The sequence below is a fragment of the Actinoplanes octamycinicus genome (genome assembly GCF_014205225.1).
Lineage (GTDB): Bacteria > Actinomycetota > Actinomycetes > Mycobacteriales > Micromonosporaceae > Actinoplanes > Actinoplanes octamycinicus.
This window is the reverse complement of record NZ_JACHNB010000001.1, coordinates 2,759,224-2,775,571: the sequence shown is the minus strand read 5'-3', so window position 1 is coordinate 2,775,571 and position 16,348 is coordinate 2,759,224. Positions and strand designations below refer to the sequence as shown.

The window sequence follows — 16,348 nt, the reverse complement described above, 5'->3', positions numbered from 1 at the left end:
CAAGGCGAGCGGTCGACTCAGCACGCGAATGTCCCGGTGATTGCCCAGATGGTTGACTGCTGCCGCTCGAACTCGCCGCCGAGCTTGAAGTTCGCCTGCGCTACCTCCGCAGCCAGTTCGCTGGTCACTGAAAAGTCGTCCTGGTAGGTGACCCGCAGTTCGAACGACCGCAGTCCGTGCTCCACCCGCTGCCGGGCAATCTCCTGCCATGCATCCTCGTGCGGGTACCAAACGAGGTTTGACGGGATGACCGGATCAGTCGACCCAGCGAGTTCGGCAGAGTACAGAAACTCCCGCCTGCGGGACTCACGCGACTTCACCTTGGCGCCCGCGCTCTTCGCGGTCGGCAGCCCCACTTGCAGGCCGGCTGAGAACTCGCGGCCCCACCCCTGAACCGCGGATACCTTGATGGTCGTCGCGCCAAGGCTGGTCACCAGCCGCAGGGCCTCACTGAACTTGTGCTCGAAGGCCCGCCGATGAAAGTCGGCAAGTGGATAGTAGGAAGCTGGCCGAGCAGGGTGCCCGACGTAAACCGTGTCGAACAGCGGATGCCCGAGCGGCAGTTGCAGGCTGGCAATCTCGGCTGTACGGAGAGGAAGGATTCCGCGCACAGAAGGCTCGGCCGACGACGACTGCTTCATATCGGCTGCTACGCCAGCGGCAGCGCCAGCCGCGACTGCCACACCAGCGACAGCCAGGGCCACTACTGGCCCACGGCCGCCAAGCCCAGGCCGCGGGAGACCGCGCAGCGCTACCCGGGGAAGCAGAAAAAGAGGGGAAAGGATGGCGCTGCTCGTCAAGCCTCTGCTAAAGGCCGCGGCGATGGACTGCCCTGATTCAGAGTCGGCGTCGGACCGGCGACGGTGCGCGAGAATCTGCTCGTCACGCTGAACGACGATCAACTGTCGTTCGGCGTACTCAAGCGCCAGCACGTCCATGACTTCCCCAGCCACCAGGTCACCCACCTCTGTTCGGTTGCCCACCACTATCCAGCGTCGCGGCACCTTCCACCATCGTCTGGATGATCCAGACCGGACGCTCGAACCGGCTGGCGAACCGGACATGAATCATCGGACTCCACCGATCAGGCCGCCACAGCGCCGTCCGCCATGAACGGCTCCCCGATCCAATCATCGAAACGTCGTCGCGCTTCGAGATGCTGTCGGAGTACCGGCCCCTTGCGCAAGATCCAGTTCCGGAGGCGGGACATGCGGACGAGTTGACGTCTACTGTGGCTCGGGAGCGAGCCTCGGGAGGGCTGGAGTGGCTAAGACGTTCGAGAGCGGCGATGTTCCGCTGGCAGACCTGTTGAACCAAGCGCGCCAAGGTGTGCTGCAGCTTCCCGACTTCCAGCGGGGATGGGTCTGGGACGACGACCACATCGTAAGCCTGCTCGCGTCGGTCTCTCGCTCGTTCCCAATCGGCGCCGTGATGACGCTCGAAACTGGCAACGCCGAGGTTCGGTTCCGGCCCCGGCCGTTGGAGGGAGCTCCGAGCGCCACGGCGACCACCAACCCTAAGTACCTACTGCTCGATGGCCAGCAACGGACTACGTCTCTTTACCTGGCCCTTCGCTCTGGGGCACCAGTCCGGACTCGGGACACCCGGAAGAAGGAGGTCGAGCGCTGGTACTTCGCCGACATCGACGCTTGCATCGACCCGGACGCTGATCGGAACGAGGCCATTCTGTCGCTCCCGGCCGACAAACGGCGGCTGAGCTCTCGCGGCGAACTCCTCCTCGATGCTTCTACGACCGACGCCCAAGTACGAGCCGGCAAGGCCGGCCTCTTCCCCCTTGACATCGTCCTGGATCAGAACGCCACCCTCGACTGGCAGTACGCCTACCTGCAGGCAGGACCGTCGATGGACCAGCAACTCCAGATCTGGAAGCGATTTCAGGAGGCGCTGATCTCGCCCTTCTTGCACTACAGCGTCCCCCGGATTGCGCTCGACCAGAAGACCTCCAAGGAAGCTGTCTGCCAGGTCTTCGAGAAGGTCAACACCGGGGGTGTTGAACTGACGGTGTTCGAGCTGCTCACGGCGACGTTCGCCGCGGAGGACTTCAGGTTGCGGGACGACTGGGAGCGGCGGCAGGCGACCTGGGCCGATGAGCCGCTACTCGCCGATCTGGACGCCACGACCTTTCTCCAGATCGTGACCCTGCTCTGGACCCGAAGTCGCTGGGAAGAACGTATGCAGGAGCGGGTTCGTGGTGACCGCGTTCCAGGAGTATCCGCCAAGCGTCGCGAGATGTTGTCGTTGCCGCTGAGCGGGTACAAGGGCTGGGCCGACGCCGTCACCGACACGCTTCAGCGCGTCGTGCGCTTTCTGCATGGTGAGCGCATCTTCCGTGCCCGCGACCTTCCGTACAGCACGCAGTTGGTGCCGTTGACCGCAATCCTCACGCTCTTGGGCGAAGACGCCTTCAAGCCTGCACCCCGAGCGAAGTTGCGCCAGTGGTACTGGTGCGGAGTATTCGGAGAGCTGTACGGGGGTACCACCGACACCCGATTCGCCAACGACCTGCAAGACGTTCTCAGCTGGATCCAGGACGACGGTGAAGAACCGCGGACGGTCCGCGAGTCCCAGTTCCAGGCCGAACGGCTCCTGGGCCTTCGGACCCGGAACAGTGCCGCCTACAAAGGTCTCTACGCGCTCGCCATGAAACGCGGCGGTCGTGACTTCCGGACCGGCGACACGATCGACGCCAAGGCCTATGCCGCCGACTCGATCGACATCCGCCACATCTTCCCGCAGAAGTGGTGCGCGGCGAACGGCATCGACAGCGGCTACGCCAACTGCATCGTCAACAAGACCGCCATCGACGGACAGACCTGGGGATACATCGGCACGAACGCTCCGAGCAAGTACCTGGCCGCAGTCGAAGCCGACCTGCCAGTGGACTCCCAGGACTTGGACGCGATCATCGCCAGTCACGACATCGACCCGGTCGCTCTGCGGCAGGACGACTTCCGGGCCGTCTTCGATGCTCGCTACGAACGACTGATCCGGCAGATTGAGGATGCGACTGGCCGGCCCGTGAACCGCGGAGACAACCACGGTAGCCCGTTCGCCGAGTACCAAGGCGGGGCCGCGCTGGCTCGTAGCATCCAGGCGCTGATCATGGCGGGCGAGAGCAAGATCGTCGAGTTCAAGTCGACCGGCCGGAAGAACCTTTCTACCGGTCAGAAGGACCGTGCGATCGAGTGGGCGGTGACCAAGACGGTCGCCGGCTTCATGAACGGCCACGGAGGGACGCTGCTCGTCGGCGTCGAGGACGACGGGAACGTGCTCGGCCTGGAGGAGGACCTGACGGTCTTCACCAAGAAGAACACCGACGCCTGGGAGCAGTGGCTCACCCAGCTGCTGATCCTGGACTTCGGCAAGGGCGCCATGGCTAACGTCACCGTCAGGTTCAGCAGCATCGACAGCCGCACGGTCGCTCGCATAGACGTCGCGCCCGCCTCGGAGCCGGTGTACACACTCCGCACCAAGACTGGAACCAAGGGCTCGGTCTTCCTCGCCCGGCTCAACAACACCACGCAGGAGCTCGATGGGCCCGACGCTTTCGCCTATCAGCACAACCGGTGGTTCAAGTGAGCCCGCCGACGAGGAGTCGCTGGCTGGTGCAGCGAGACGACGGGCACTCTTCGACCGGCTCGACGTAGTAATCGATGCGCGCCGCGCTGCTGGTGACGGCAGCGCGGCCGTCTGTCCGGCGGATGAGGCCTTGAGCACAGCTTCGACACTTTCCAGTGTTGGACCCTGCCCAGCGACGACAAGGTCAAGTGCATCCCGAAAGACAGCACGACCATCACGCCGAGGAAAGGGGAGAGAGGGTACGGGCCGGCGGTCGCCATGGACCAGGGCATGGTGCCCGGGTTGCCATAAGCCCTTCTCTGGCGTCCATCCCCGGCGCGCGGCGTGGTCGGCGAGGTACCAGTGATAGGCCTCCCGCTCATGGCGATGCGCGGTAGCCCGCTCCGTTGCGGCACCTACCGCGCCATGCTCGCGTGCGGCACGGTCCAGTTGGCGAATGTCGCGAGCACTCCAGGTCCCATCTACGAGACGTACCAGACCCCAGCTCTCGAGCCGCCTCAAATGACGGTTGACGGTGCGGAGAACGAGGCCGGTACGGCGGACCACGTCGACAGCTGTTCCGGCTGCTTTGGTGAGGGCAGCGAAGACGACAGCTGCATGGCGGCCCAGCCCTTTACTGTTCGACATGGCATCGTGCGCCTGGATGGCGAGGCCGGTCTGCAGCGTGTGATCTGTGCAGGGCGCCGGGTCTAGTGACACGCGTACGTCACCATCAGAGCGCTGGCCCTTCGGCGCCTCTGCCAAGCCCGACAGTACGGCGTCCGGAATCGCCAGGCGGTATGTCGTAGCGTTCGGTCCCGCGCTGGGCGTATCGATGACGAGCCAGCCGTCCTCCAGCAGCGACTTGATCGACCGCCATACAGCGGTCCGAGACTTCCCGGTCCGTTCAGCAAGCGTACGGTTGGCACAGCCTATGACCATCTTGTTGCACCGCCTCGCCGTCTCGAGGATCGCCGAGAGGACGGCTTGATCGCTGGGACCGCCCAGCCCGCCCCAACGCCTGGGGACAGCTCGCATAGCAGCGCAGAGCGCATCGAGTTCGCGCTCGACATCTTCATCGAAGGCGCCGGAGCGCTCTGGCGGATGCTCCGCGGCGTAGACCATGCGGCGCTGCCACATCCGAGCAGCGGCCATGCGGATCTGGGCCTCTGAACGGTCACGAACATGCCCATGACCGAGCTGTTCACGGCGCAGATGGTCGAGACCGAGACGTGACGGATCGACAGCGGCTTCCTCGAACTCCTTATAATCCCGGCCAGCATTGACGTAGCTGAGGCAGATGGCGGCGGCGAGAGATGACCGATCGCCGTACCGGCCGTCCTCATCGCCGAACTGCTCCATGCGGACGATATGGGCGGGAAGCGGGCGTACGTGCCGAGGCTCCACCGCTTCCCTGATGACTAACGTCGTCGAAGGGTGAGCGACAAGCCCAAGAAGATGATCAAAGGCAGATCGCGCGTTACCGTCACAGAGAAGCGTGCGGGCTTCCGCAACCGGTGTGATCAAGGTCGAGAAACCCCCTGACCGGTGTGGCGATCCTGGTGGGCGGATCGCACCAGTCCCAGGGTTGCACAGCGGCGTCGGGTCCAGCGACGGAACAAGAGTAGAGCGCAAGGCAAGGGCCAGCGCCCGGACCGTGTCAGCGGGCAACGGATCACGGAACGTTGCGATCAAGTGCCGGCCACCGGACGGCCCCGAGATCGCTTCCACATGTTTGATCCCGGCCTCATCGAGCAAGCCGCGCAGCCGTGCTGCATCAGCTTCTGGGTCCGCTCCCGGCTTCGCATCAAGATCGAAGGCTAGGGTACGAAACGACTCGCCGTCCGCTAGGTAAACGGCGTACGGAACGGTCGGAGGCGTTGCACTGGCCCAAGGCCGATCGGCGTACCCGTGGGCGGTCCGACCGCCGTAGGTACGGGCGACGCGAAAGCGATCTCGTCTCGCCGCCGTCAGGTAGGCGAAGTCGGCGGCTGCGTGAGTACTGTCGTACGTGAGTGGGGAGGACACCCACGGGACCGTCCGGGGGCACCTCCGCTTGTCAGCATGCCTTTGACCCGGCGGCCGAGCAGCACACGGTCGCCGTTACGAGTCGATGTGTCAGCGGACGAAGCCTCCAGTCCCACGACAGCTCGACTTCTCTTGATGTCGGACCCCAAGTCCTTGAGCTGGGAGTCTTCGTGAGTAGGCTGCGGCGGGTGATCACTGGCGAACTCAAGAGCAAGATTGACCGGGTATGGGACGCCTTCTGGTCGGGCGGCATCTCCAACCCGCTGGAAGTGATCGAGCAGATCACTTACTTGATGTTCATCAAGCGCCTGGACGACCTACAGCGACGCAAAGAGGGCATCGCCACTCATACCAAACAGCCGATTAAAGATCCGATCTATACCGAAGCGGACAACCACCTGCGCTGGACACAGTTCACCGCGCTTGGCCATCCCGACGACATGCTGAAAGTTGTTCAAGATCAGGTTTTTCCGTGGCTGCGCCAGCTCGGCGGCGACGAGTCAACCTACTCGCTCCACATGCGCGACGCCCGGTTCACCATCCCGACCTCGACACTGCTTGCAAAGGTCGTCGACATGATCGGCGGGCTCCCGTTAAGCGAGCGTGATACCAAAGGCGACCTCTATGAGTACATGCTCGGCAAGATCGCCACAGCGGGCCAGAACGGTCAGTTTCGGACGCCACGGCACATCATCGAGCTGATTGTAGAGATGATGGCGCCCGGACCAGGTGACGAGATCTGCGACCCCGCCTGCGGTACTGCTGGTTTTCTCGTTGCCAGCGCGCAGTATGTTAGTCGCACCCATCGGGACGCCCTACTCGACGTTGAACAACGAAGTCACTTCAACAGCAGCATGTTCCATGGTTTCGACTTCGATCGCACCATGTTGCGGATCGCAAGCATGAATATGCTGTTGCACGAGGTTGAGCAACCAGACATCCGCTATCGCGATTCCCTCGCAGAGAGTGCGTCTAGCGACGCCGGCAAGTACACCATGATCCTAGCGAATCCACCCTTCGCTGGCAGTCTTGACTACGAAGCTACCGCCAAGGACCTTCAACAGATCGTTAAGACAAAAAAGACTGAACTACTCTTCTTAGCACTTTTTTTGCGCCTGCTCAAACCTGGGGGTCGTGCCGCCGTAATCGTGCCCGATGGGGTACTTTTCGGGTCAACAAAGGCACACAGAGACGTGCGCCGCATGCTGGTCGAAGAGCACAAACTTGAATCGGTAGTAAAGCTCCCTAGCGGCGTATTTAAGCCTTACGCTGGGGTATCCACTGCTATCCTCTCCTTTGTTCGCACCGACAGCGGCGGGACTGATGAAGTCTGGTTCTACGAAGTAACTGCCGACGGATTTAGCCTCGATGACAAGCGCACCCCGCTTCTAGCCGAGGCGAAGCTCGGGTGCAGGCCAACCGAACCCCTTCTAGACGGAGAAAAAACGAAAAATAACCTACCCGACGTTCTAGCACGGTGGGCGCGCCGCAACGGCACGGAACGGGATCGCTCCCGCACAGATTACAGTTTTTGCGTTTCCCGTGAGGAGATTGCCACACAAGGCTACGACCTCAGCTTCAATCGCTACAAGGAGACGGTTGAGCAGGAGATCGAGCATCGCCCAACCTCAGAAGTATTTGACGAACTAGAACGCCTTGAGGCGAGCATCCAACATCGCCTTAACAACCTCAAGGGAATGCTCTCGTGAACGCCTCCTCGAAGGTTCCCATCGGTCAACTGGTCAACTTCATCGGCGGAGGCACACCGAGCCGCCAAAATGCCGATTACTACGGCGGCTCCATTCCTTGGGTAACCCCGAAGGATATGAAACGCTGGGACATCACCGATGCCCAGGTCCGGATCACAGAGCAAGGCCTGCAAAATAGCGCTGCCCGCATGGCTCCTGAAGGCGCCGTGCTCGTCGTGGTTCGCTCTGGGGTTCTAAAGCACACGCTACCGGTAGGGATCGCTAAAGTTCCGGTGGCGATAAATCAAGATATGAAGGCTTTGATCTGCTCTCCAGACATCAACTCCGACTACCTTGCTCACTACATAAAATATAAATCGCCCGAGATTCTCGGGTGGGTTCGAGCGACCACTGCCGACAACTTCCCGGTCGACAAGTTGAAGCACCTCAAAATCCCACTACCAGCATTGAAGGAACAGCAGCGAATCGCCGAGATACTAGACGAGGCCGATGCGCTACGCGCCGCTCGCCGGTCGACGATTCAAACCCTTGATTCTTTGGAGGAGTCCGCATTTGTAGAATATTTTGGCAACCCGGAGCGAAATCCGGGCGAGTGGCCACTGGAGAATCTAGCAACAGTTCTGCAGATACCGCTGCGGAACGGACTTTCGCCTTCGAGCACAGGAATGATCGAAGGTAGGGTTCTCACACTTTCTGCCATCACAGGTCGCGCTTTCAATCAAGGATCTACCAAGGCGGCAAAGTTTAACGAAACCCCATCGAAGAATCATCTCGTGGATGCTCGAGATTTCCTAATCTGCCGCGGAAATGGGAATCTTGATCTAGTAGGACGGGGAGCCTTCCCTTCGGAAAGCATGCCCGATACAACTTTCCCCGACACCGCGATTGCCGCTCGCGTCAGGCCAGACAAACTGCTCCCAAGTTTTATGCAGAGGATATGGCATTCCCGACTGGTTCGTCGCCAGATCGAAGTGTCTGCGCGGACGACCAACGGAACGTTTAAGGTGAACCAGGGAGCTCTCGAGAAGATTGAGATCGTAATCCCGCCGTTGGAGCGGCAAGAGGCATTCAGCCGATACGCCGTTCACCTTAGCGAGGTTCGGCAAGTCCAGCAGGAACAACTCTCTGAGCTTGAGGCTCTCTTCGAAGCATTGCGTGACCGAGCCTTTCGTGGTGAGTTGTAGAGTGATAAGACTGGATTGACGGCTTGAACCGGGGAGCGTGGCGCGGGTGGGAAACTTCGGGTTTCTTGAGTCGGAGTGGCCAGAGCTGTTCGATGAAGCCGCAAGAGCGGAGCACATCGCTGTGGCCGACCCACGCGCTTCCTGCTTCTACGCTCGACGCTGCTTGGAACTCGGGCTCATCTGGCTCTACCAGGCCGATGAGAAGCTGCGTACACCCTACCGTGATGACCTTTCAGCGATGATCGCCGAGCCGACGCTACTCACGCTCGTCGGCCCGGCGATTCGCGCGAAGATGGACCTGATCCGCCGGGTCGGGAACCGAGCGGTTCACCGCACTACCAAGGTTCCGGAGATCGACTCCGTCCGGGTGGTCGGCGAACTGTTCCAGGTGACGTATTGGATCGCTCGGCGCTACGCCCGCAACCCGGACAACGTGCCGGACGCCGGCCTGCAGTTCGACACGAGCCTTATCCCGCGGCCGGCGCAGCGTCGTCAGCAGCAACTCGCTGAGCTTCAGAAGCAGGCCGAAGAGTTCGCCAAACAACAGGCGGAGTTGGCCGAGGAGCGTCGCCGCAGCCAGGACCTCGACGCCGAACTCGCGAGATTGCGCGAGCAGATCAAGGCTGCGAAACAGGCCAATGAGTCGCGCCCTGATGAGCATGACTACAACGAGGCGGACACTCGCACATTCATCATCGATTTGCTGCTGCGCGAAGCTGGCTGGACGCTCCAGAACCCACAGGACCGGGAGTATCCGGTTGAAGGGTTGCCCGCGTCGGCAAGCAAGACCGGCAAGGGCAAGGTCGACTACGTGCTGTGGGACGACGACGGCAAACCCCTAGCCGTGGTCGAGGCCAAGCGTGCCACCTACGACGCGCAGCGAGGGCAGCAGCAGGCCAAGTGCTACGCGGACGCGCTAGAGCAGATGTTCGGGCAGCGGCCGGTCATCTTCTACACCAACGGCTACGAGACCTTCATCTGGGACGACCTGGCCTATCCGCCGCGGCCGGTACAGGGCTTCTACACCAAGGATGAGCTGCGCTTGCTGATCCAGCGCCGAGCCAGCAAGCACGCTCTGGCCGGGGTGACGATCAACGACGACATCGTTAACCGGCACTATCAATCCCGCGCGATCCGCCAGGTCGGCGACACGTTCGCCAGGAAACAGCGGCACGCCCTGCTCGTGATGGCGACCGGCTCAGGCAAGACCCGCACAGTGATCGCGCTGGTCGATCAGCTGGCTCGGGCGAACTGGGTCAAGCGCGTACTGTTCCTGGCCGACCGCAAGGCACTAGTCACCCAGGCGGTGAACGCGTTCAAGGCCCACCTGCCCGGTATGCCGGCGGTCAACCTGCTCACGGAGAAGAACCCGGACGCCCGGGTCGTGGTCAGCACCTACCCGACGATGATGGGCTTGCTCAACGAGATGGACGGGGACCGGCGCCGTTTCGGACCCGGCTATTTCGACCTGATCATCGTGGATGAGGCTCACCGGTCGATCTACCAGAAGTACAAGGCAATCTTCGACTACTTCGACGCGCTGTTGGTTGGCCTGACCGCGACGCCGAAGGATGAGATCGACCGAAACACGTACCGCCTCTTCCATCTCGAGAGCGGGGTGCCGACCGACTCCTACAGCCTGGAGGAGGCGGTCTCCGAGGGCTACCTCGTCGCGCCGCGCACGGTCGACGTACCGCTGAAGTTCCAGCGACAGGGCATCCGGTACGACGATCTCTCGGAGGAGGAGAAGGAGGAGTGGGACGCTCTCGAGTGGGATGAAGACGGAACCGTTCCCACCGAGATCAGCTCGGAGGAACTGAACAAGTTCCTCTTCAACGCCGACACGGTTGATAAGGCGCTGGCGACCCTGATGACACACGGCGCCAAGGTGGCTGGCGGTGACCGGCTCGGCAAGACGATCGTCTTCGCCAAGAACCAGGCGCACGCCGAGTTCATTCGACAGCGATTCGACGCTGCCTTCCCGGAACATGCCGGAAACTTCGCGCAGGTCATTACGCACTCGACGGCCTTCGCGCAGAGCGTGATCGACAACTTCACGCAGCCCGAGAAGGATCCGCACATCGCGATCTCGGTCGACATGCTGGATACCGGCATTGACGTGCCCGAGGTTGTCAACCTGGTCTTCTTCAAGCTCATTCGGTCCAAAACCAAGTTCTGGCAGATGATCGGCCGCGGCACACGCCTTCGACCGGATCTCTTCGGGCCAGGGCGGGACAAGCAGGGCTTCCTCGTCTTCGACCTGTGCCAGAACGTCGAGTTCTTCAAGGCTGGCATGGCCACGGCCGAGGGCAAGGTGACACCGTCGCTCAAGCAACGAATCTTCAGCCGCCGGGCCGACCTCGTACTGGCTCTCGACAAAATCCTTGAGGACATCGGGCAGCCCTCCGAGGAGCAGACTGGCGGACCGGTCTCCAACCTTGACATCCGATGGCTCAACGCCCGGCACCTGAACGTCGAAGTACGCAGCATGGACCCTGAAAACGTTCTTGTTAGGCCGCACCGGCGCCAAGTTGAGTACTACGGCGAGTGGTCTCACTGGGGCCGGGTCACGCCGGAGAGGCATCAGGAGGTCGTAGAGCACCTTGCCCCGTTGCCGTCCGGGTTCCACGGCGACGACGACAACGGTGAGGAGGCCAAGCGGTTCGACCTGCTAACTCTTCGCCTCCAGCTGGCCGTACTCGGTGAACCGGGCTTCGATGCGTTGCACGCCCAGGTGCAGGACATCGCCAATGCGCTGCTGAATCAGACGACCATTCCGGCCGTTGCCGCACAGCAGCAGCTTCTCGAGGAACTGGCTGGCGAAGAGTGGTGGGTCGACGTCACGCTGCCAATGCTGGAGACGATGCGTCGCAGAATCCGCGGCCTTGTAAGGCTGATCGAACGAACTCGGCGGGCGGTGGTCTACACCGACTTCGAGGATCAACTCGGGGAGCTCGGCGAGGTTGACCTTCCCGGCAGTGTCGTTGGAACCGACCAGAGCCGCTTCCAGGCCAAGGTACGGATCTACCTGCGGGGCCACGAGGACAATCTGGCCGTGCAAAAGCTGCGGCGGAACAAGCAGATCACGACACTTGATCTGGAAGCTCTCAAGGAGGTGTTCGTCTCCTCCGGGTTCGGCACCGAGGAGGATGTGGCCGCCGCCGCCGAAGCCCACGAGGGTCTCGGGCTCTTCCTGAGATCTCTGACCGGGCTCGAACGTGAAGCGGCGAGCGCCGCGCTCGATGCCTTCCAGGCCAGCAGCAACTTCACCGCCAGTCAGCTGCACTTCTTAAACCTGTTGACCGAAGTCATCGTCAAGCGCGGCATTGTCAATGCGGCGGATCTCTACGAGGCTCCGTTCACTGCCATCGCTCCAGGTGGTCCCGGTGACATCTTCCCCGATGCTGACGTGTTCTCGTTGGTCGCCGTACTCGACCGGATCCGCGAGACTGCCGTGGCAGCCGAGGCCTCGTAAAGGCAACGGCAGATGTCTTATGTAGCCGATTGGCAACCCAGAAGCACCGAATCGGTGACGATCCGGAGGCACCTGCAGGCGTAGGGTGCACGGACTCCCTCTGGATGGTCCGCACCCCCTCCTCGTTCGGAAGGCACGATGCTCGGTTTCCGGTCGTACTTCGCTGCCCACGATCATCGCGACAATCTCCACACGCTGACTCGTGAACAACTCGATCGGTGGATGACCGACTGGAAGGGTTGGGATCCGGCGGCATTGCGTGCTGACCGCTGGGTAACCATCGGCGACGGTGTTCGTGGCTTACTCCTTCACCACGCCGGCCAAGACGGTTCTGAGTCGGAACGCGTCAGGATCGTAGAGAGTAAGTCCGAGGAGCAGTGGGTCACTCAGGTGACCATGCACACGCCGAGCAGCCGCGACAGGACAGCGTGGGCGTGGATCGACGTGGAGGCGCCGGACCAGGACGCTGCGACTGGCCACGCCCGCCGTACACGAGCCGGAACGCCTCGGTTCATCGCGCCGCTGCTGGACGTCGTTGATGCATGGGATGGTTCGGTCCGGCTGACGACTCGGCCAGTCATCATCCGCGGCAGCGAGGTCAACGAGGTATACCAGGCGCTACTCGACCGGGACCGACGCGGCTTCGTATTCGTCGCGGGCAACGACGACACGCTTCCGCTCGTTCCTTGGACCGACCTGATCGCCAAGCTCACTCGGTTCACCCACGGCGTGGCCGCCTGCTATGTACTCGACGGCGAAGCGACTCGGCTGATCAACGAACGACTCGGACCGGTGCATGCCGTGCCTGCTGGCACGCTGCGGTCCTTCCGGCCTGACGTCAAGCCACATGACATGGTCGACGCACTGCGGCACCGGGTACTGAGCACAGAACGGATCATCGATGACCGGGAGCACAACTCCTTAGCTCGCATTCTCGCATCGAGTGCTCACGCGCAGGCCCTTGAACAGCCCTTACCCACGCCAGCGACTCGGGTTCACCGGATGCTGGAGCGGCTTGCCGACGAACTACTCGTTCATCGATTGGGTGACGGCACGCGCCGAATCGCCTCGCTTGAGGCACCTGCAACGATCCAGACACGGGTTGAGGCTCAGCAGACCGAGCAGGCCGCTCCTGACGATCGCTCCGCCCTGTTGCTGGAGTATCTGCGACTCAAGCTCGAGTTGCCGGAGATCAACGTCGACGCGATCGACGAGATGGCCGACTGGATTGGTATCGGCAAGGAATCTCTGGAGGCCAAGGCTGATGTCGCTTCGCGGCTCTCGCAGCTGCAGACGGACTTGGACGAGGTCACAGCAGTCAACGCAGCTCTCGTCCGCAGGCTGGAGGACGAGCAGTTAGAGAACCGCGACGCGCTCGACGGCCTTACCCGCTCCGAGGAGACCGTCCGCGCATTGCGACGCCGGCTCGCAGAGACCGGGCATGGCGACATCGCATGGACGGAGCAGCCGGCTGAAGAGCACGTATCCCGGCCTGGCAGCTTCGGCGAGCTGCTGCGTTGGCTGCCCAGATTGAAGTACGTGGTCTTCACCGGCGATCCGGACTGCGCCATCGATTTGGATGACATCGACACGCTCGGCTCGTGGGCGTCGAAGACGTGGGATGCCCTACTTGCGCTGAACGACTACGGGATGGCCAAGGCTGACGGCCGCTGGGGGCGCGACCTGCATGGGTTCCTTCAGCACACCCCGGATGGCTGCCACGTCTGGTCGGTCAACCGGTACGCCTACGACGAAAGCGAAGACGTCAAGAACAACACCGCGTTCCGAAAGGCCCGGACACTGACGGTGCCTGAGTCGGTTCATCCGTCTGGGCGGGTTTTCATGGGAGCGCACTTCAAGATCACGCAATCGGGGATGACCAGCCCTCGAGTGCACTGCCATGATGACACCGCTGGCGGCGGCCTGATCTATGTGGGATACATCGGGCGGCATCTTCCCACCAAGCAGACCAACTGAAGCAACCGACAGCAGCACCGGCGGCCATTTTGTGGCCGCCGTATTCGTCCTCTCGATGAAGAGAACCACGACACGCGAGCACATAGTGCACAATAGCGCACTATGCGGTTTAAGGTGCATCCCGGCGAACGTTGCGGCAATGCTCAAGGCCGACGCCGCCCACCTCTTGGCTTACGGCGAGGGCGCTACGGCGCGTCGCCGCGTCGCGATGGGAGATGCCATGTGCGTGGAGATCGTTGAAATCCTGCCGTCACCCGGCCGGACAGATCTTGCTGGAGGAGAGCTACCTCCAAGTGGCGGAAAGCCACCGAACGTTAACAAGACGGTCCGCGCGACCACTTCGAACAAGCCGGGCCGGCGCATAGTCGCGCGCTACAACTCCATGTGTCCGGTTTGCCGGAGCGCGATCATGATCGGGGAGACGATCGGACGCATCGACCGGACGTGTGCCCGCTATGGCGATCCCGGTTGGCTCTGCATTCCCTGCCAAACCGCGAGCACTGCCCCTGCGAAGTTGGACATCCGGCATGTTGTCGCACGCATCTACCTACGCTGGGCCGCGGGTAAGCCCGTCAGCCTGAACGCCGCAGAGGTCGAGATCTTGGCCGAGGAGGTCCTCGCAGCCGATCTCAACCTTCAACCCGAACGGAGATGTGATGCGGCAGAGATCGAGTCGAGCGGCGAGCACTCCTCCATCGCATGGCGGGATTGGGATCAGTCGGAGGCTTCGATCGGGGAGATCGTCGGCTACATGCTCGACGGTTTGCACTTCGACTTCTCATGCAACCTGAGGACCGCCACGGCCTTCGATCTCCTGGCCCACATCATCGAATCCACGTGCACCTGCGGTGACCACATCCCGCCCAGGCTGATTCCCGTGTACGAGGTGATGCGCATCGCGAACGCGTGGGATGCCCTGGAATGGCACCACCCACTCCGGCGCGAGGGCAAGGCGGTACTAGCGCAGAGGTATCCCAGATCAACCTTGCCTGCGCTGCCCTTGCGACCGACTATGGCGTGAGTCGCCCGCTGCCACCGGAGCGCCTAACGGCAGCCACGCGGCACACCGCGCCGCGTCACATCACCTGTCACACAGCCCGTCACACAGGCTGTGCCGCGCCGTGCCGCCGGGTGCTGGCGGACCAACTCCCAGCGGACGGCGACAGCACCCAAGACCTGGGTCTATCATGACGCTGGCCTGCGGAAGTACAGGCCACAGGCTTACTTGAGGAGCTGCCGTGCCATCACGATGCGCTGGACCTGATTGGTCCCTTCGTAGATCTGGGTGATCTTGGCGTCCCGCATCATCCGCTCGACCGGGTAGTCGCGGGTGTAGCCGTAGCCGCCGAGGATCTGCACCGCGTCGGTGGTGATCTCCATGGCCACGTCCGAGGCGAAGCACTTGGCCGCCGCGCCGAAGTAGGTCAGGTCGGCGTCGCCGCGCTCGCTCTTGCCGGCCGCGGCGTAGGTCAGCTGCCGGGCCGCCTCCAGCTTCATGCCCATGTCGGCGAGCATGAACTGCAGACCCTGGAACTCGGCGATCGACTTGCCGAACTGCTTGCGCTCCTTGGCGTACGACAGAGCGAAGTCCAGCGCGCCCTGCGCGATGCCGATCGCCTGCGCCGCGATCGTGACCCGGGTGTGGTCCAGGGTCTTCATCGCGGTCGCGAAACCGGTGCCCTCGGCGCCGATCATCCGGTCCGCCGGGATCCGCACGTTGTCGAAGTACACCTCGCGGGTCGGCGAGCCCTTGATGCCCAGCTTCTTCTCCGGCGCGCCGAAGCTGACACCCGGGTCGGACTTCTCCACCACGAACGCCGAGATGCCCCGGGACCGGGCGGCCGGGTCGGTGACCGCGAAGACCGTGTAGAACTCCGACACCCCGGCGTTGGTGATCCACCGCTTCACGCCGTTGAGCACCCAGAAGTCGCCGTCGCGCACCGCGCGGGTGGTCATCGACGCGGCGTCCGAACCGGCCTCCGGCTCGGACAGGCAGTAGGAGAACATCCCCTCGCCGGCCGCCACCTTCGACAGGTACTTCTGCTTGAGCTCCTCGGAGGCGGACAGGATCAGCGGCAGCGAGCCGAGCTTGTTGACCGCCGGGATCAGCGAGGACGAGGCGCAGGCGCGGGCCACCTCCTCGATCACGATCGCGGTGGCCAGGGCGTCCGCGCCGGCGCCGCCGTACTCGACCGGGATGTGCGGGGCGTGGAAGTCGGAGGACCGCAGGGCGTCGTACGACGCCTTGGGGAACTCCCCGGTCTCGTCGGCCTCGGCGGCGTTCGGAGCCACCCGGGCGTCACAGACCTCGCGCACGGCGGCGCGGATCGTCTCGTGATCCTCCGGCAGCCGGTAGACATCGAAATCAGTCATGCTCGCCTTAACCTTCCCTCAGC

General features: G+C 62.7%; 8 protein-coding genes and 1 pseudogene. 6 read left to right on the top strand and 3 right to left on the bottom strand.

What is annotated here, in order from left to right; genetic code table 11:
- Positions 1 to 17: 17 nt before the first annotated feature.
- Entirely contained in the window at positions 18 to 938 is a 921-nt protein-coding gene (locus BJY16_RS12520) for a hypothetical protein (RefSeq protein WP_185039628.1), read from the bottom strand.
- Positions 939 to 1,263: 325 nt separating this feature from the next.
- Here BJY16_RS12520 and BJY16_RS12515 point away from each other — a divergent pair, with 325 nt between their 5' ends.
- Positions 1,264 to 3,600: a GmrSD restriction endonuclease domain-containing protein gene (locus tag BJY16_RS12515; RefSeq protein ID WP_185039627.1), complete on the top strand. Its 2,337-nt coding sequence runs from the start codon at positions 1,264 to 1,266 to the stop codon at positions 3,598 to 3,600.
- Positions 3,601 to 4,431: 831 nt separating this feature from the next.
- On the opposite strand, the pseudogene BJY16_RS48945 reads toward BJY16_RS12515, so the two are convergent.
- A pseudogene (locus BJY16_RS48945) lies at positions 4,432 to 4,521 on the bottom strand (winged helix-turn-helix domain-containing protein); the annotation flags it as partial.
- 1,274 nt (positions 4,522 to 5,795) lie between these two features.
- On the opposite strand from BJY16_RS48945, the gene BJY16_RS12505 reads away from it, so the two are divergent.
- The 5 genes from BJY16_RS12505 to BJY16_RS12485 all read left to right on the top strand — a co-directional run bounded on the left by BJY16_RS12505 (position 5,796) and on the right by BJY16_RS12485 (position 14,973).
- Positions 5,796 to 7,316, top strand: coding sequence for a type I restriction-modification system subunit M (locus BJY16_RS12505; protein WP_185039626.1), 1,521 nt, complete (start codon positions 5,796 to 5,798; stop codon positions 7,314 to 7,316).
- Positions 7,313 to 8,500: a restriction endonuclease subunit S gene (locus tag BJY16_RS12500; RefSeq protein WP_185039625.1), complete on the top strand. Its 1,188-nt coding sequence runs from the start codon at positions 7,313 to 7,315 to the stop codon at positions 8,498 to 8,500. The genes BJY16_RS12505 and BJY16_RS12500 overlap by 4 nt, the downstream gene beginning before the upstream one ends.
- A 46-nt stretch (positions 8,501 to 8,546) precedes the next feature.
- The gene (locus BJY16_RS12495; protein ID WP_185039624.1) at positions 8,547 to 11,975 is read left to right on the top strand and encodes a DEAD/DEAH box helicase family protein; all 3,429 of its coding nucleotides are present in this window, start codon (positions 8,547 to 8,549) and stop codon (positions 11,973 to 11,975) included.
- A gap of 138 nt (positions 11,976 to 12,113) precedes the next feature.
- Positions 12,114 to 13,952 carry a hypothetical protein gene (locus tag BJY16_RS12490; RefSeq protein ID WP_185039623.1) on the top strand — a complete coding sequence of 613 codons (1,839 nt, stop codon included), beginning with the start codon at positions 12,114 to 12,116 and terminating at the stop codon, positions 13,950 to 13,952.
- 139 nt (positions 13,953 to 14,091) lie between these two features.
- The gene (locus BJY16_RS12485; protein WP_185039622.1) at positions 14,092 to 14,973 is read left to right on the top strand and encodes a hypothetical protein; all 882 of its coding nucleotides are present in this window, start codon (positions 14,092 to 14,094) and stop codon (positions 14,971 to 14,973) included.
- Positions 14,974 to 15,173: 200 nt separating this feature from the next.
- Here the strand turns inward: BJY16_RS12485 and BJY16_RS12480 are convergent, their stop codons facing one another.
- Positions 15,174 to 16,325 carry an acyl-CoA dehydrogenase family protein gene (locus BJY16_RS12480; protein ID WP_185039621.1) on the bottom strand — a complete coding sequence of 384 codons (1,152 nt, stop codon included), beginning with the start codon at positions 16,323 to 16,325 and terminating at the stop codon, positions 15,174 to 15,176.
- Positions 16,326 to 16,348: the final 23 nt, after the last annotated feature.